This is a genomic window from Pseudomonas sp. 13B_2.1_Bac1, from assembly GCF_025466155.1.
GTDB classification, from domain to species: Bacteria; Pseudomonadota; Gammaproteobacteria; order Pseudomonadales; family Pseudomonadaceae; genus Aquipseudomonas; species Aquipseudomonas aylmerensis.
The window spans coordinates 61993-79990 of record NZ_JANLOH010000054.1 but is presented as its reverse complement, the minus strand read 5'-3'; the positions used below and the strand labels follow the sequence as shown (position 1 = coordinate 79990).

At 60.5% G+C, this 17998-nt stretch carries 8 protein-coding genes; 5 read left to right on the top strand and 3 right to left on the bottom strand.

All coding sequences use genetic code 11. The features are described from left to right. Positions 1–934 precede the first annotated feature (934 nt). Together NTD80_RS13920 and NTD80_RS13915 are read left to right on the top strand one after the other, a co-directional pair. Positions 935–2119: a thiolase family protein gene (locus NTD80_RS13920; protein ID WP_262134050.1), complete on the top strand. Its 1185-nt coding sequence runs from the start codon at positions 935–937 to the stop codon at positions 2117–2119. 118 nt (positions 2120–2237) lie between these two features. Continuing rightward, a complete protein-coding gene (locus NTD80_RS13915) occupies positions 2238–3194 on the top strand; it encodes a DMT family transporter (protein ID WP_262134049.1) in 957 nt (318 codons plus the stop codon). Here the strand turns inward: NTD80_RS13915 and NTD80_RS13910 are convergent. After that, complete coding sequence (locus NTD80_RS13910; RefSeq protein WP_065904309.1) at positions 3191–4573, bottom strand: class II fumarate hydratase; 1383 nt, start codon at positions 4571–4573, stop codon at positions 3191–3193. The two genes, NTD80_RS13915 and NTD80_RS13910, sit on opposite strands and share 4 nt — an antisense overlap. A gap of 193 nt (positions 4574–4766) precedes the next feature. Between NTD80_RS13910 and NTD80_RS13905 the strand changes: the two genes are divergently transcribed. The 3 genes from NTD80_RS13905 to NTD80_RS13895 all read left to right on the top strand — a co-directional run bounded on the left by NTD80_RS13905 (position 4767) and on the right by NTD80_RS13895 (position 8497). Next, positions 4767–5285, top strand: coding sequence for a DUF2059 domain-containing protein (locus NTD80_RS13905; RefSeq protein ID WP_025855033.1), 519 nt, complete (start codon positions 4767–4769; stop codon positions 5283–5285). A gap of 6 nt (positions 5286–5291) precedes the next feature. Then, the gene (locus tag NTD80_RS13900) at positions 5292–5585 is read left to right on the top strand and encodes a BolA family protein (protein WP_065904311.1); all 294 of its coding nucleotides are present in this window, start codon (positions 5292–5294) and stop codon (positions 5583–5585) included. Between the two features lie 152 nt (positions 5586–5737). Next, the gene (locus NTD80_RS13895) at positions 5738–8497 is read left to right on the top strand and encodes an RHS repeat-associated core domain-containing protein (RefSeq protein ID WP_262134048.1); all 2760 of its coding nucleotides are present in this window, start codon (positions 5738–5740) and stop codon (positions 8495–8497) included. Positions 8498–8552: 55 nt separating this feature from the next. Here the strand turns inward: NTD80_RS13895 and NTD80_RS13890 are convergent, their stop codons facing one another. Both NTD80_RS13890 and NTD80_RS13885 read right to left on the bottom strand, forming a co-directional pair. Continuing rightward, entirely contained in the window at positions 8553–13082 is a 4530-nt protein-coding gene (locus tag NTD80_RS13890; RefSeq protein WP_262134047.1) for a SpvB/TcaC N-terminal domain-containing protein, read from the bottom strand. Next, positions 13079–17968, bottom strand: coding sequence for a neuraminidase-like domain-containing protein (locus NTD80_RS13885; protein ID WP_262134046.1), 4890 nt, complete (start codon positions 17966–17968; stop codon positions 13079–13081). Before NTD80_RS13885 ends, NTD80_RS13890 begins: the two co-directional genes overlap by 4 nt. Positions 17969–17998 lie beyond the last annotated feature (30 nt).

Below are 17998 nucleotides of genomic sequence, written 5' to 3'. Positions count from 1 at the left end.
TGGCCACCCCAACTCTCTGCACTACAAACCCGGGTGCTGGACAGCCAGCGTTTAATGGCGAACCCGCTTTTTTTGTGGCGAGCGGGCTTGCCCCGCGTTGGGCTGCGCAGCAGCCCCAAATCCTGCCCCCCTTTCTGACTGAAGCACCGCACTGTCTGGAGCCGGGGCCGCTTCGCGCCCCAACGCAGGACAAGCCTGCTCACCACAAGGGCCTGGCCAACCCAACTCTCTGCTTTACAAACCCGCGTGGTGGACAGCCAGCGTTTAATGGCGAACCCGCTTTTTTTGTGGCGAGCGGGCTTGCCCCGCGTTGGGCTGCGCAGCAGCCCCAAATCCTGCCCCCCTTTTTGACTGAAGCACTGCAGTGCCTGGAGCCGGGGCCGCTTCGCGCCCCAACGCAGGGCAAGCCTGCTCACCACAAGGGCCTGGCCACCCAAACCCTCTGCACTACAAACCCGCATGGTGGACAGTGGAGAGCCCGCTTTTTTGTGGCGAGCGGGCTTGCCCCGCGTTGGGCTGCGCAGCAGCCCCAAAACCTGCCCCCCACTTCTGACTGAAGCACCGCACTGCCTGGAGCCGGGGCCGCTTCGCGCCCCAACGCAGGGCAAGCCTGCTCACCACAAGGGCCTGGCCACCCCAAATCCTGCCCCCCCTTTCTGACTGAAGCACTGCAGTGCCTGGGGCCTGGGCCGCTTCGCGCCCCAACGCAGGGCAAGCCTGCTCACCACAAGGGCCCGGCCACCCAAACCCTCTGCACTACAAACCCGCTGCACAACAACCTTCTGCACAACTAGACTTCTGCACAACCCCCCGCACTCCAAACCCGCGCACCACCCCATGCTTTTGTATATGCCAGGTGAATGATCATCGCGGCCGGGCGGGCGTGGATCTATCCTCGATTGGTCTCCCAACAACGACAAGATCGAGGTAGCCCATGCGTGAAGTAGTGATCGTCGACAGTGTGCGAACCGGCCTGGCCAAGTCCTTTCGCGGCAAGTTCAACCAGACCCGCCCGGATGACATGGCGGCCCATTGCGTCAACGCACTGCTGACCCGTAACGGCATCGACCCGGCCAGTGTCGAGGATTGCATCGTCGGCGCCGGCTCCAACGAAGGCGCCCAGGGCTACAACATCGGTCGCAATGTGGCAGTGCTCTCGCAGCTGGGCACTGGCACGGCGGGGATGACCCTCAACCGATTCTGCTCGTCGGGCCTGCAGGCGATTGCGATTGCGGCCAACCAGATTGCTTCGGGTTGCAGCGACATCATCGTCGCCGGCGGCGTCGAGTCCATCAGCTTGACGATGAAAAGCGTCAACACCGACAACCTGATCAATCCGCTGCTCAAAGAGCAGGTGCCGGGCATCTATTTCCCCATGGGCCAGACCGCCGAAATCGTCGCGCGCCGCTACCACGTCAGCCGCGAGGACCAGGACCTCTATGCGCTGCAAAGCCAGCAGCGCACCGCCCAGGCGCAGGCTGACGGGTTGTTCGACGATGAAATCGTGTCGATGCCGGTCAAGTACAAGGTCGAGGACAAGAACACCGGCGCGGTGCAGGTCCTTGACGGCGTGGTCGATCGCGATGATTGCAACCGCCCGGACACCACCCTGGCCAGCCTCGCCGGGTTGAAGCCGGTGTTTGCCGAAGACGGCTCGGTGACGGCAGGCAACTCGTCGCAGTTGTCCGACGGGGCCTCGATGACCCTGGTGATGAGCCTGGAAAAAGCCCTGGCGCTGGGGCTCAAGCCCAAGGCGTTTTTCCGCGGCTTCACCGTGGCCGGTTGCGAGCCGGATGAAATGGGCATCGGCCCGGTGTTCTCGGTGCCCAAGCTGCTCAAGGCGCGTGGCTTGCAGGTGGCGGACATCGACCTGTGGGAACTCAACGAAGCGTTCGCCTCCCAGTGCCTGTATGCGCGCAATCGCCTGGAAATCGATAACGCCAAGTACAACGTCAACGGCGGCTCGATTTCCATCGGCCATCCGTTCGGCATGACCGGTTCGCGGCAAGTCGGGCATCTGGTGCGGGAACTGCAGCGACGCAACCTGCGCTACGGCATCGTCACCATGTGCGTGGGCGGCGGCATGGGCGCCACCGGTCTGTTCGAGGCCGTGCGCTAGATTACCCCCCACTGTAGGAGCCGGCTTGCCGGCTCCTACAATTGAATTGCGCCGTAGCCCAATCCTTCGGCTTGCCCCTAGAATGCCCGTTCCACTTCCTCTGGCATCTGGGGCACTCATGCACATCTCTTCCGGCCGCTGGGTCTACGGTTTCTGCCTGACCCTGTTGACCGCGCTGCTCTGGGGCATCCTCCCGGTCAAGCTCAAACAGGTCTTGCAAGTGATGGACCCGGTCACCGTCACCTGGTTTCGCCTCACCGTCGCCGGCAGTTGCCTGTTCCTGTACCTGGCGGCCACCAAGCGCCTGCCCAGCCGCAAAGTGCTCGGCCCCAAGGGCGGCTGGCTGGTGGCGATGGCCGTGTGCGGGCTGGTCGGCAACTATGTGTTGTACCTGGTGGGCCTGAACATGCTCAGCCCCGGCACCGCACAGTTGGTGGTGCAGATGGGCCCGATCTTTCTGATGGTCGCCAGCGTGTTTGTGTTCAAGGAGCGTTTCAGTCGCGGCCAGGTGCTTGGGTTGGTGGTGTTGATCGTGGGGTTTGGGCTGTTTTTCAATCAGCGCCTGGAGGAGTTGCTCACGTCTGTCGGCACTTACACCGCCGGCGTGCTGACCATCCTGCTCGCCACCTCGATCTGGGTGTTCTACGCCCTCGGCCAGAAGCAGTTGCTGACGGTGTGGAATTCGCTGCAGGTGATGATGGTGATCTACCTGTCCTGCGCGGTGCTGCTCACTCCCTGGGCGCATCCGCTGGAAGCGCTGGACCTGAGCCCATTGCAAGGCTGGCTGTTACTGGCGTGCTGCATGAACACCTTGGTGGCCTACGGCGCATTTGCCGAAGCCCTGGCCCACTGGGAGGCCTCGCGGGTCAGTGCGACGCTGGCGTTGACGCCGCTGGTGACGTTTGTCGCGGTGGCGCTGGCAGCCTGGCTGTGGCCGGACTACGTGCAGGCAGAAGACATCAACGCGCTGGGATATTTCGGCGCGCTGGTGGTGATGCTCGGTTCGGCGGCCGTGGCGCTGGCCCCCTCGCTGCTCGCCGGGCTCAAGGCCCGGCGGCTGCGCATGGCGTCTTAGGCGCCCAGCATGTTTTCCGGGCGAACCCACTGGTCGAACTCTGCGTCGGTGAGGTAGCCCAGTTCAAGGGCGGCCTCGCGCAGCGTCAGCCCTTCGGCGTAGGCCTTCTTGGCAATCTCTGCCGACTTGTCGTAGCCGATGTGCGGGTTGAGCGCGGTGACCAGCATCAATCCGCGCTCCAGGTGCTCGGCCATTTGCGTGGCGTCGGGCTCGAGGCCGGCAATGCAGTGCTCCTGGAAGTTGTTGCAGCCATCGGCCAGCAGGCGGATCGACTCCAGCAGGTTGTGGATGATCACCGGCTTGTACACGTTCAACTGCAAGTGCCCTTGGCTGGCGGCAATGCCGATGGTCACGTCGTTGCCCAACACCTGGCAGGCCAGCATCGACAGCGCCTCGCACTGGGTCGGGTTGACCTTGCCGGGCATGATCGAACTGCCGGGCTCGTTGGCTGGCAGCTTGACCTCGGCCAGCCCAGCGCGTGGGCCCGAGCCCAGCAGGCGCAGGTCGTTGGCGATTTTCATCAGCGCCACGGCCAGGGTTTTCAGCGCGCCGTGCAGGGTCACCAGTGGCTCGTGCCCGGAAAGCGCGGCGAATTTGTTGGGCGCCGTGACAAACGGCAGGCCGGACAGCGCAGCCAGCTCGGAGGCAATCGCCTCGCCGAAACCATGCGGCGCATTCAGCCCGGTGCCGACGGCGGTGCCGCCCTGGGCCAGCTCGCACACGGCTGGCAGGGCGCTGCGGATGGCGCGTTCGGCGTAGTCAAGCTGGGCGATAAAGGCTGACAGTTCCTGGCCAAAGGTGATTGGCGTGGCGTCCATCATGTGGGTGCGGCCGGTCTTCACCAGTTTCATGTGCCGCGCGGCGAGTTCCGCGAGGCCGCCGGACAGATTGGCGATGCCCGGCAGCAACTGGGTGTGCACCGCCTGCACAGCCGCAATGCTCATGGCCGTGGGGAAGCAGTCGTTGGAGCTTTGCGAGCGATTGACGTGATCGTTGGGGTGCACCGGGCTCTTGCCGCCGCGGGTCTTGCCCGACAGCTCGTTGGCACGGCCGGCGATCACCTCGTTGGCGTTCATGTTGCTCTGGGTGCCGCTGCCGGTCTGCCAGACGACCAGCGGGAATTGGTCATCATGCTGGCCGGCGAGCACTTCGTCGGCGGCCTGTTCGATCAGGCGGGCGATGTCGGCGGGCAAATCGCCATTACGGTCGTTGACCCGCGCGGCGGCCTTCTTCACCAGGGCCAGGGCGTGCAGCACCGCCAGTGGCATGCGCTGCTCGCCGATGGCGAAATTCACCAGCGAACGTTGCGTCTGGGCGCCCCAGTAAGCGTCATCCGGGACGGCGACTTCTCCCAGGCTGTCGGTTTCGATACGGCTCATCGGGCACACTCCTTCAGGTTCGTTTGCGCAGTTTAGGCCTTGATGGGTCTATGGGGTTCCCTAAAAGACTTTTCATCGGATTCATCCCGTGCCAATCCAGGCCGTACAAGGCCCGGGGTTGAGCCGCAGCGTTTTTTAGGCGCAGAATGGGCGCCCTTGGGGTCTTACCTCGCCTGCTAGAAAAGGAAACTCGATGACTCGTCTTCGTGCCATCTGTACCGCGGTTGCTCTGGTTTGCGCCAGCGGCCAGGTTTTTGCCGATACCGCCAGCCACAACGCCAGTGCCGAAGCCTTCCTTACCCTGGCCCACGCCGACAAGCTGGGTACCCCGGTGTACATGCAAGTGCAGCAAATGTTCGCCCAGCGTTTCGAACAGACCAAGGCGCCTGCCGCCAAGCAGTCCGTACTGGACAGCTACCAGGCCAAGGCCAACGCCGCCCTCGACCAGGCCATCGGCTGGCCGAAGCTGAAACCGGACATGGTCAAGCTCTACACCAGCAACTTCAGCGAATCCGAACTCAAGGACCTGGTCGCGTTCTACCAGTCGCCACTGGGCAAGAAAGTCCTCGAGAAAATGCCGCAGCTGACCCAGCAATCGGCCCAGATGACCCAGGAAAAACTGGAAAGCGCCGTACCGGTGGTGAACAAGCTGTTGGAAGATATGACCAACGAGCTGACACCCAAAGCCGCCGCACCGGCCAAGAAGAAGTAAGCAGGAATGAGCATGCAACAGCGTATCGAAACGGCACTTGCCGCCCTGGGCCCGGACCACTTGAGCGTGCTGGATGAAAGCCACATGCACAGCCGTGGGCTGCAAACCCACTTCAAGGCCGTACTGGTCAGCCCGCAGTTCGAGGGGCTCAACCGCGTCAAGCGCCACCAGAAGGTCTACGCCACCCTGGGTGACCTGATGAGCGAATTTCATGCGCTGGCGCTGCACACCTACACGCCTGAAGAATGGGCGAAAATCGACGCAGCCCCGGCCTCGCCGACCTGCGCCGGCGGGCACTGAGCCCGCAGCCCAAGGCCTGCGGGCGCGGCGCGCTCGCAGGTTGCCGTATCTTGTGCCTGCAATTAGACACATAAAACATCCTCGCAGTACCCCCCACGCCCTAAAGGGGTTCCCTAGACTTTTTTGACCTTAGCTGATCAGGTCATGAGTTTATGTCCACTTCTTTGCATCGAAATACACCGACCTTGAAGGCCATGGATCCTCGCGGGCTGGCTGTGCGTGCTGTTCACTATCATCGCGAGAGCGTGACGCAGACTCCGCAGGCACGGGTCACCCGCCAGGTTTTTGGGGCCAATGGTCTTTTACTCAGCCAGTGGGACCCGCGGCAATTTGCGCGCGGCGCTGCGGGTGTGGCGTCACAGTCGACCATTTACAGCCTGTCGGGCGAGCCTGTGCGCACCGAGAGCGCCGATGCCGGCTGGCGCCTGCTGATACATGGTGAAGCAGGGCAGCTGTTGCATCGCTGGGATTCGCGACTAGCTCATCACGAGCGGCGCTACGATCGCCTGTTACGACCAGTGGCCGTGTTTGAACAGGCAGCGAATGAGCCACGGCCGCGTTGTGTCGAGCGCCTGACCTATGCCGCTGCCGAACCCGCCGAGGCGGCTGGCAACCGTTGTGGTCGGCTGATTCGCCACGCGGACCCGGCCGGTGTTTTGTCGATGGATGAGTACGGGATCGGGGGGAGCGTCACCCAGCAGACTCGACGGTTTCGCTTGGATACGTCGGGAGTTGACTGGCCATCCAGTGATGACCAACAAGCCGAACAGCTGGAGCCCAAGGCCCACACTACGACTTGGCGCTACGATGCCTTGGGCGCGCAGCTGGAGCAGGTCGACGCCCAGGGCAATCGTCGGCACTGGCTCTATGGGCAGCAAGGCTGGCTGAAGGAGGTTGCGCTGACCCTCCGTGGGGGCTCGCGCCAGGTTTTGACGCACCAGCGCGTGTACAACGCCAGCGGCCTGGTGATCTCCGAGCGGATGGGCAATGGCGTTACCAAGCTGGCGAAATACGCCGCTGAGGACAATCGCCTGTTGCAACTGACGGTGCATCGCAAGGGCGAGGCCGCGAAGCCTTTACAGGACCTTGTGTACGAGTACGACCCGGTAGGCAACATCCTCAGCCTCAGCGACCAGGCCCAGCCGACGCAATGGCACTCTAATGCACGTATTGATGCGGTCAACCGTTACCAGTACGACAGTCTGTACCAGCTGACCCAGGCCACCGGTCGGGAAAATGCCGGCAACAGCGGTGGCCAGGCGGCGCCGGGACGGCTGACGTTCGGTGCAACCGACACCGGGCTCTGGCGCAATTACACCCAACATTACCGTTACGATGAACATGGCAACTTGACGAGCCTTCGCCATGTGCCGAGTAGCGGAGCCGGTCATACCCGGGACATGCGTGTCGCTGCGGGCAGCAATCGCGCCATGCCGGTGACTGACGGTGCACCGCGGCAATGGGCAATGATGTTTGATGCCAATGGCAACCAACACGTGCTCGGCAGCGGCCAACAGCTAGGCTGGAACGTGCGGAATCAGCTCACCCATGTGACTCAGGTGTGGCGTGAGCAGGGTGATCCGGATGTGGAAAGTTACCTCTACGATGGCCAGGGCCAACGGGCAGCCAAAATCAGAAGCCAGCAGGTCGCGGGGAAACCCCATACACAACTGACATGCTACTTGCCGGGTTTGCGCCTGCATGTACAAGCAGGCAAGCGCTTGAACGTGCTGGAGATCGATACCGGCGGCGGTCATGTCACGGTGTTGCAATGGGAGCAGGGTCGCCCCAGCGATATGAAAGACGAGCACGTGCAATTCAGCCTCCTCGATCACCTCAATAGCAGCTTGCTGGAACTGGACGAGCAGGCTCAGTTGCTGAGCCAGGAACATTATTATCCCTATGGCACGACGGCGTGGTGGGCTACCAACGATACGCAGCGAGCTCGCTATAAGGTTCGTCGCTATGCAGGTAAGGAGCGCGACGCGACAGGGTTGTATTACTACGGATTGCGGTATTACGCGCCATGGCTGCAACGCTGGATCAGCCCGGACCCCTTGGGCGACGTGGACGGCCTGAACCTGTATGCGATGACGTTGGGTAACCCCTTGCGGTTCAAGGATGAAGACGGTGGGCAGGCAACCTTTGGCGAGCAGTTCCAGCCGGGGCGAGGCGACATAATCTTCGGTTTGGCGGGTACGGTGCGAAGTTACCGCAGCTTTTGGTCGAAATTGAGTGCGCGTGGAGACACGATGGCGGCCTATTTTTCAGGTGCGGATATACAGCACTGGACTGCGCAGCTGGGGGCCACCGTTGGCGTGTTCTCAAAATTTCGCGAGCATGCGCCTGACGAATTCAGGGATTTGGTGACGCAGAAGCGGGGTGAATATCCAGCAATACAACGTCTCAAGACGGATCTTATTGAGCAAATTTCGGTCGGTGCGCAGCCTGTCTATCAAGGTATTCTTTCGAAGTACTCGGGGTGTATGGCAACCACTAGCAACCAGCAGTTCGTGAGGAAATTTGTTGCTGATCTTGCTGCAGGAAAATATTCAGTCGAGGCAACTGCTCGCCAATACATCGGCGAGAGTTTACTCAGTATCCAGCAAAAGCTGGTCAGTCGAAGCAGCAAGTCCGCGCTGGAAACCCTGACCCAACCGCAGAGCACAGCGGTGGTTCATTTCGCCCTTGATGATCTGGACATCGGGAAAGTGATCAGCAAGTCGCAACGAGCCACGACGGGCTCGGAGCTGCGCTGGCTCTATCGGCATCGAGTGCAACTGGCCGGCAGGGTGATTTTCTATCAAGGTCAAGCCAAGGTCGACGCGCCGTGGGAGACTCATCCAGCCCAGTGGCGCGCCTACGGCCCCAGAAGCACTAACGCTACTGCTCGTGCAGGGGGACGCCGCTGATTTGCACATTACCGTGGCGGTGACTCAATTGAGTCGGCCACGGTACCTTCACGTTTCAGGCGTTGGAAGAGTGGTCTTGCACAGGCGGCTCCCAGGTGTCGTTTTCATCCTCGCTGACGGTGTACCAGGCCCAGTAGGTGATTTGTCGCACGGTCTCCCTGGCGGTGAGGGTACGGGTGGGGCGGCCGAGGGGGTCATGGAACTGTTTGTCGCTGTGCAGGAATTGCTGCAAGGATTTACCGTGGATGTAACGGTGACGGTCGGCGTAATAGGTGCGATACACCTGAATGATCTGCCCCATGGGGCTGTATTCGGTGTGTTCGCTGACGCACCAGCGCGGATCAGCCTGAACCGTCTGGAGGGCGCCGTCCTTCACCATCAGGTCATCATTGTCGTCGACCGCACAAGCTGGCCCCGGCTCGGCTTTCTGTTTGCGTTGCAAGATGCGCCCGAAGCCGTCATGGGAGACCAGGCTCATGTGGATGAGCTGTTCCTGATCGTTGGTGTAGCGATCAGCTGCCAACATCAGGCTTCGGGCCGGTTCGCGCCGGGCCTTCTGGATCAAGTCGGACAGGGCTTTTTCGCTCGCACTCAAGGCGCTGGCCTTTTTTTTCAGGCGCAATCGGGCGGTGGCGCGTATGTGCCCGTCTGGCGAGACATAGCGCTGGGTGACCCAGTTCGCCTGCCTGTCCGTCGTTGCGATCGAACCCATCCAACTGAACGGGTCGTAGAGCCAGGCACTTGCTGCCTCGCCGAGGATCGTTGCGGGTGCTTGAATGGCGGATTCGATGGATGCGTCTACCGGCCGGCGATACGCCGACAATGGCCCGAAGCCGACGGACGTTGCCGATGCTTGCCCGTGGATGCTGGTCGCGAGCAAGCGACCGAACGCATCGTAGAGCGCTTGCTCGGTCGTGCCGTTTGGATCGGTGATGCTGATCGGCTGGAGCAGGCGGTAGTCATGCTGGACGCGGGTGATGCAGCCGTCGGGTTGTTTGACCTGGATGACCTGGAGCCCGTAAGGGTCATAAGTCAGCGTGGTTTCGCCCTCGGCCTGAGTCAGGCGCCAGGCGTGCAAGCGAAAGAAGTGCTTGGCGTTGAAGTAGCGCGGGAACTGACGGCGAATCGACCAGAGGGGGGACGATTGGCGTTCCTGGTCATTGGCATGAAAAAACAGCGCCATGGGCCGGTAACCGATTCGGCCCAGGCGGCTCGGCAGGTCTTCGGCGGGTTGGCCCGGCATGTCGGGAATTTTCTCCAGCGCCTGGAGCGCGTTGGGGGCCAGCTCAGCGCTTTCTTGATAATCCGCCAGCCCCTGGAAGTTTGCCGTTCCGGGCGTCAAGGTGTGCCCTTTGCCACCCGGTTCGCGGTAGTGCTGGATCGTCAAACCGCTCAGCTCGCGCGGTGCTTGTGGCCCCAGTGGACCTGAAAGCCGGTCGATCAAACTCTCGTAGCGGATAGCCGACGCGTTCAACCCCGCAGGTGGCTGCCCTTCAGGCAGGGTCCAGGCGTTGTTGCGTTGACGATAGGGCAATCCCAATCGCCATTGGTCCTCGTTGGGTTGATGAATCCACTGCGCCAAGGTTTCGCTCAGATAAAACACCTGCTGAGCCGGGTCGTGGGTGTCACGCCACCATTGTCGCTGATGCTCATCCTCGAGCAGTGCCGGTGGTGTATCACTGACCGTCTTGCGTCGCGCGCCATGCACCGTGACGCTGTGGACCAGGCTGGCGTAGGCATCCCAGCGCAAGTTGACCTGGTGTTCGCAGACCGGATCATCAGGCACCTGTTCGTACTGATAATGCACGGACTCCAGCGTCAGCGGCAGCATTCGCCAGGGGTACGAGCCGGATGCCTGGGGCAAGCGACGGACCATATAGCGGTACTGCTGCACCGAATAAGGTGTGCTATTGGCCGGGTCAAGGGCGAACACTTCCACCCGCAGCGGCAGGCCCCTGAGGGCGTAGGCTGCCGCCTGTGTCTCCTGCGGCGTGGGCGATGCGATCAAGCGGTCGTGATGGTCGGTCGGTTGCGGCTGTTGGGGGGCATCATGTGTCGCCAGCAAAGTGCGGCCGAGGGTGATGGCGTCAGGGTCGTGCTGGCTGTAGTCGTCCTCGGGCATATCCAGTGCCTGGCCGGTGTGAAACCAGCGTTTGGTTTGCGTCCCAGCTCCGGGCGCGTCATTGGCGCCGGTCTCGATGTCGGTTTGAAGCAGCAAGCCGAAGCCCTGGAAGGCGCGTTCATGGGGGTCGTAGAACCCTTGGCGATAGCTGAAATGCTGGGTCAGTGTGTGATGACTGATCTCATCGCGCTGCCTCTGGCGTTTAACCAGGGTGAGTGCGAAGGGCAGTCGGCTGACGGCCTGCCTGCCTTGGGCCTGATCCAGCCTTTTCTCGTCCAGCCATTCCTGGGCGCTGCTGCGGTAGCTCACCTCTACTTGTGCGCCCAGATTGTTGTTGGTAAGGCTGAGTAGACAAGGCGTGTTATCAAAAAAATCGTAGCGCCAATGGCGAGGGCGTGGGTGCGTGACGCTGATGATCAGGCTGGCGTAACCGTTGCCTTGCAGGTCCGCCACGCTCACCTGGCTCAAGGCGTCGTGCTGAACGCCTAGTGGCCAGGGTAAGACCAAGGGGGTTGTGGCAAAGCCATTGCCGCCCTTGTTGGTGAAAATGCGTACCTCATGGGTCGTCAGGTACAGCAAGTCGCTGGCACCGCGGCCATCCAGATCCGCCAGCAACACGTTGGAAGCATTGAACGTCGTTTCCCTGAAGGGCAAGGTGGCCAATACTCTCCCTTTGCCGAATCGCCCATGGCCCAGGTTGGGCCAGCATTTGATTTCGTTGTGACGGATACGCACCAGGTGCTGCTGGCCGCTGCCAAGTATGTCGCTGAAGCCAACCCAGTCGGCTGAGGAACCGAGGAAGGACGGTAAGTCGTCGCCGTCAATCGTGTGCGCCTGCTCCATGCCCTGCTGGAAACCGCTATGTCGATTGGCGTACAGGCGCACGCTACGCGGGCCCACCAGTGCGATATCAGCCAAGCCGCTGCTCATCAGGTCGGCAAATATCGCATGGGTGTGTAAGAACTCCACCGGGAACGCATCGAACCGTACGAACCCCGCGTCTTTACCTTGGGGGGCCAGGCTGAAGAAACCGCTCATGCCCGGTCGGGCCAGGACCCATTCCAGCCGACCGTCACCATCGATATCGAGCAAGGCCTGATAGACCGGGCGTGAACTGTCCGCCACGGGAATGGCCGGCAGTTCTTGAGCGGGAGCGTACGTCACCCCATCGCCTGTAGACGCCTCATCTCGCTGAGGTGCCCGGTAGTACCAGGCTTGATCACCGCGGTACAAGATTCCCGGTAAGCCTTCGCCGAATAGATCCACAAGTTGATAGCGCTGGCCGTCATTGAGACCGGGCACGTCCACAAAACGCTGGTAGCGGCGGGGATCCAGTTTCAGGCCTGAGTATTGATACAGGTATTCTTGCGGCGGCAGGCTGGTGAGCGTTCCCTGGGCGTCAACGGCTTGTTCGTGTACTGCTAGCAGGGTGTTGAGCCCGTTGGGAAAGGTTTTGTGTTCGAATCGCAGGCGTTTGACCAAGACGGGGGTGGGGCCCATGTCGGGTACATCTGCAAAGGCGTGAAACATCAGGATTTGCCGACACAGACGCAGCGTACGGAGTTCAAAACCGTAGATGAAACTGGAAAACGGATCGTCGCGCGGGAGCCACGGGTTGAGCGCGTCGTAGGAAGGCAACTCGTCGTTGGCAGTGGTGCGTTGACCGTAATCGAACAGCAGGTGAAAGTGCCACGCCTGACGGGACAAGTCGTCATTCTTGAGCAAATACAGTGTCTCTTTTTCCCTCGCCATGACGTTGCCGTAACACACCTTATGCAAATAACGCTGGGCCCGGCTGTCATGGGGGGCCGTGTGGGTATCGGTCTCGGCCAGGTACTGGTAACCGATATGCTCGCCATGGGCGTTCAGGCTTTCCTCAAGCAGCCATTGCGCCACATGGCCCAGGTTATCGGGATCAGCGATACGCGCCGCAGGCGTTTTGCCGTACACATGCCGGCTGCCGTCAGCCGCCTGGATCAGCCAGAACCCGGCGGCATCGCCGTCTGAACGCCAATGCTCGACGCGCTCGAAGCGCTGTTCGACCCTGGGAAAGTAGCGCGTGACGACGTAGTGGCGGCCTAGCGGCACCTGGTCAAAACTGTCGCGTTGTGTCTCTACAAGCGTGCCCGCGGCGGTGCGTTCGGGCATCCATTGCTGTGCATCCGGACCCTGGAATGTATCGGCTGCGGTGTAATCGGGGACGCCCTGCTGGGTACGCCGTGTGACAGCGCCCGGCTTGACGTCCCAGCCGAAACCGAACGCACTGTTACCCGCCGTGCTGCGATAGATCAGCGACAACGTGGGTGCATAACCACGGCCAGTGGAAATCGGCAACCCAACCTCAAAAGTCGCCGTGCCATCGGCGCCGACGTTGCCCCAGCCTTTGGCGACTCCTTCGATGGCGGAGCTGGCTTTAGGCAGCGATGGCACCTTGAGGGGCGATTCATTCGCCTGAGTGCTCATGGTTCACTCCTGCCAGGCCTGGCCGTGTAGCGCACATGAATAATGATGTCGGTGATGGATTCAAGCAGGTTTTTTTGTTGCATCGGATTGGGAAAGTTCAAGCGCCAGCACGATACCGCCCCCGTGTATTCAAACGGCAGGTAACGTGGGTCGTTGTCGAAGTTGAGCGTAAACAGGCCGTCGTCGTCCAGGCCGCGTGACAAGGCGATTTGCTGGTGTGCCCTGAAGTCGGTCCTGAGGGTGCCATCGGGCATCTGGATTTCGTTTCGGGTCTGGGTCAGTGTTGCCTTGATGTCTTCATAAGGTCCTAGCAAGGCGGGTAGGGAGACGCTGACATGCTTGATCCTGCGCAGGGTCTGCCCAGGGTAGTCCTCATCCAGGAGTGCTTGGGTCAGGGCGAAACTGATGGTGCCGCTGCTGACCAATTGCGCTTTATGTTCAGTCCAGGTTTTGGCAGGCGTGGTGATTTCGAAGGTCTCTCTGCCGGTCGCGACCTGACACTCGATGAGGCGATGGCGCAGTGACATGGTTTTACTGATTTCCAGCTCGCGGGGTGTGTGTTGCAGGTACGCGGTGTTCATTTTCACCAGGTTCAGCTTCAAGCTTTCCGCACTCAGCAGTCCTCGAGAGGTGTGATGCCAGGCCCCACCTTGAAAGAACTGCCGGCTGTCGGTGGTTTCGTACTGCCAGCAGGCTTCAGCGGCCAGGCACAGGGAGTGGACGTTGTCATACAGTGCGTAATAGAACGTGCTCAGTTGGGCCGTAAGCCATTGATAGAGCTGTGTCCCGGTAAAGCGCATGCCGAGTAATTGGTAGGCTGACTTGGCCTGGGCCAATGCGGTGTGGGCACTGCGTAGCTGCAGGCGAGTGGCTTTTTCCTGCTCGGCATGCACCAGCAGCAGGGTGTCGATCTGGGCCAGCTCCAGGCGAGCCTGTTGTTCGGCGTGGGCCCACTCTTGAGCGCGACGATTTAACTGCTCAGTGCGCTCCAGCTCGCTGCCGTGGGTGCGAGCGGCGTTGGCTTCGCCCTGGGCGAAGGCCTGATAGGCATGAAACACCCCCTCCAGCCGCATACCTCCGAACGACGTGCCGAAGATATTGGGCACCAGCATTGCAGCGCCGGCGCCCATACCGGCCGTCGCGACTTTTCTCTCCCAGGCGGCGCTCTCAAGATAGTGCTGGCCGGCCGAGATCTCAGCGGTACTGATGCCTTCGCTGAGCTGACGTGTGAGGAAGTCCAGTCGTCCTTCGACGATTGCTCGGCTGCGACGCAGGGCATCTTTGTTTTTTGCATCGATGGCAAGGGCCTGGGTCTGTTGGGTCAGCACCAATTCGGCCAACTGCCAGGCGTTTTGCTGTTGCATCTCAAGGTAGTGCGCCTGTTCCTTGCGCTCGATCAAGGTGAGTAGCGTGGAGCCGAATTGCGCCAGGCTGTCGACCGCACTCAAGGCGTGCCCCAGCATGACCTGGAATCGGTAGTGACCCACTTCAGGACGGACCGGGGGCAATGTACTGGCATCACCCGCAGCCCCCTGTGCATTTCGCGTCAGCAGGGCGGCAGGGGACAAGGGGGGCGCAAAGACTGTCTGGCGCAACGGCTTGCCGGAAATGTCCAGATGATGGCGAAGCCCGTGCAGGCGACTTTCCAATGTGTCCCAGCGTGCGACCAGTTGCGTGTTTAGCGGGCGGAACAAATAGGGGCTGTCCATGAGCCAAGTCTGTTGCCCCGTGGTCTTGCAGTGCCGGGACAACACGCTGGTGTATTCGGGTTGATGTTCCAACTGGCGTATGGCCTGGGAGGACGCAGTCGCCAGTGCGTTCAATGTGCGGGCGGTCCAGGTATCGGCGCGCGTGACCGTCGGACGCATGCCGAGCAGGTTCTGCGCCTGGATGTACCAGAGTTTGGCTTCGGCCAGGCTGTCTGGGCTCTCTTGGCGATAAGCCGCGTCGCCCCGGTTGATCAGGATATCCACATTGAGGTGGTGCAACGCCTTACGCAGGTATGTTGCAAAACTGAGAGCCAGGTAATGCGGGCTTTCGGGGTGTTGGCAGGCGAAGCTCAGTTCTACCGGGTTGCCTGGCAGGGCACTGAGGGCCCCGGTGTCTGGGTGGAGTGGGTCGAACAGGTAGTGCAACCAGGTCTGGGCGTGAGCGTATTGCTGTTGCTGGTTGAAGTAATGGGCGATGGTCCAGGGTAAGTAGATAAACAGCTCGCGCAAACTTTTACCGTGTGCCCCCCGAAAATCCAGCGGCTCGGGGGCGGTGTCAGCAGCCAGCGCCGGTTCCATCCAGTCATCGGGGGCACGTAAAAATACTGGGTCGAAGCTGAGCGTGGCATGTTGGGTCAGTTGACTCGCCACCGTGGTGTTGAGTCGGATGGCCGGGACATTCGGGGCGAAGCTTGTGGAAAAATCAATCCACTCGAGGGTCTCTCCGGTGTTTTGCCGTTGGCGCGTAATTCGCGGGGAGTGCGCGGGCCTGTCGACGGCAACGGAGGTGGCAAGGGAGCATTTGACGGCCTTGAGCGCATAGCCGAGCACAGTCACCCGGTTCTCTCTACTCTCAAGCGTGATGACCCCATGGATCAGCGTGATGGCTGATGTGGGTTGCTCATCGGGTAACGTTATCCGCGTACTCGCCTGGTGCCCGGCTGCGAGTTCGGGAGAGGCGCCTACCAGGCTCTCGTGATCGGGGTCGGTGTCGTTGAGGATGTGGGCAGTGTTGTTATTAATGGCTTGCGGAGTCGGCACGTCCTTCAGTTTGGATTGCATGATGACGTGCTTGTAGAAACGTAATGTGGGCTTGGAAGTGTTATCCAGCTCCAGCCTCACGTCATTCACGAAGTGCAGTTTCGGGTTGGCGACTTCGTCATCTGGCAGGTGGTAGCCGCTGTAACGGTCGAGTATTGCCAGGAAGGGATCCTGATGATGGGTATATAAGTGGAGGAATGCATTTTTGTTGAGAAACTTCCCTGCCAGGGAGTATTCAAAAATGGGAAGTTGTTGATCGGTATAACCGGGTCTCGGGTCCGGCCTTGACTTCATCTCTTTCTGAAGGCTGAGCAATATGGAGCCTTTGTTATAAATGGCATTGGCGTAGCTTTTTCCCGTCCTGGGGTTTTTGAAGAACATCGAGTAATACGTGGCGTCTGCGGCGGGATGTATCGCGCAGTCGATCCTGATGACCGAACCGCTGATGAGTTCAACTTCGGACAAGGTCGAATCATGCAACGCCGATTGGGTACTCAGGGTAATGCTCATCTGGGAGTACCGGGAGGCAAGGGTGATGCTGTACGTCTGCAGAAAGGGCTTATCGATTCTCGAGGTGAAGACGAATTCGTTGGTGACGGGATCAAAGGCTGTGTTGGCGGTATCGGTGGCGACTATGGCTGTGCTTTTGGATTCGAAGTCCCACGTTTGCTGATCTTCGAACTGGGGTGTTTGAGCGTCCAGGACCACCGTTCTTTCATCTTGTTTCTGCGCCAGGCGTGTCTTGAACTGTAAGTTGTCCTTGTTGATATCGAAAAACAGACGGAAGTATTGGTGAGCGAACGGCGGAAGTAACGCGCTGGAAAACAGGTTGTCTTTGTCGACGCCGCCCAACAACGCTTTCTGTAGTGACGTGTTTTGTGTGGATTCATAGGCTTGCAGCAATCGGAGGGCTTCCTGGGCTACGGCTGAACCTGGCACGATTTTGTAGCGGCCAGGGCTGCCCGCGGAGGCGACGATTTTTATGCTCAACGACTGATCGATACTGATGGCTTGGAAGAATTCGCCCATCTGATCGCTGCCATGATTCAGCGTATTGGCGCGTATACCCAGGAACAGGGTGTGAGGAGAGCGGCTGTCGACTACGGCGATGGTCTGCGTGATGCCGATAAGTTGCGCTGGCGTGAGTGCGTTGATACCCCGCGTGACGCAGTGCTCTTCGAGCCCCGTGTGCGCAAAGCTCCAGGTGCCATCCAGTTTTTTATAGGAAAAGCACAGGCGAAACTTCACGAACTGGCTGTTCAGCCATTCAGCCTGGCGTTGTTTTTCATCCTCGTCCTCGTCCTCTTCGTCGTCGCCATTGCCGTTGCCGTTGCCATTGCCCTGTGCCTTGAACGAGTGGTGCGGGGCAGGCTTGATGCTCTCCGCCCACACTATAAATAACCGCTGGTTGAACAGGACGGGACGAATACTGTGGGCAGGTGTATCGGCGCCAAACGTCAGGTTGATGGGTTTCCAGTCTGTCCAGGCCAGAGGTGCGGGCGCGTCGGGGTTGGCGGTCGAGCGTTTGGACAGGTCCAGCGAACGCCAATAATAGGTGCTGTCGGTGGCGGACTTGCCGACGAAATAATAGGTGCTGGTCTCCAACTGTCCGATATTGCCATCAATGTAGCCATTGAGCGTTTGAATGCTGGCGACTTCTTCGAACCGTGACAGGAAGCCTTGCACGGCCTTCAGTGCGGTGTCGGGGTGGAGTCGATGCTGTTGGAGTTCGTTTTCCAGTTGCGCAAAGCTGTCGCTCTTGTCCTCGCGCAGCGTGGGGTCGAGGAAATTTTGCGGGTGATAGCGCAGTTGCTGGCTGGCGCTCCAAAGGGGGTAGGTGTGCAGGGAATTCTGCCAGGCCAGGGTCTCGTGTGACGACATGCTCGGAGTTTCATAACCCGGTTCGAGGCCTGAGTGGATCCGGTTTATGTAGTGTTGCAGGCTGGTGATCGCACTGGCGACCGGGCTGGTCGGCACTGCCTCGCTGACTTGTACGTCCAGGAGCCAGTAGTCGTACAGGTCGTTGGGTGTGTGCAACGCGTCTTTAAGGTCGGCACTGATGCAGTGAGCCAGATAGTAGCTCAGCATGGCATCACGCCTGGCTTCATTAAGGCGTTGATCGAGATTCTCAGACATAGTCATTCCTTGAGTCTGCTGATTGAGATG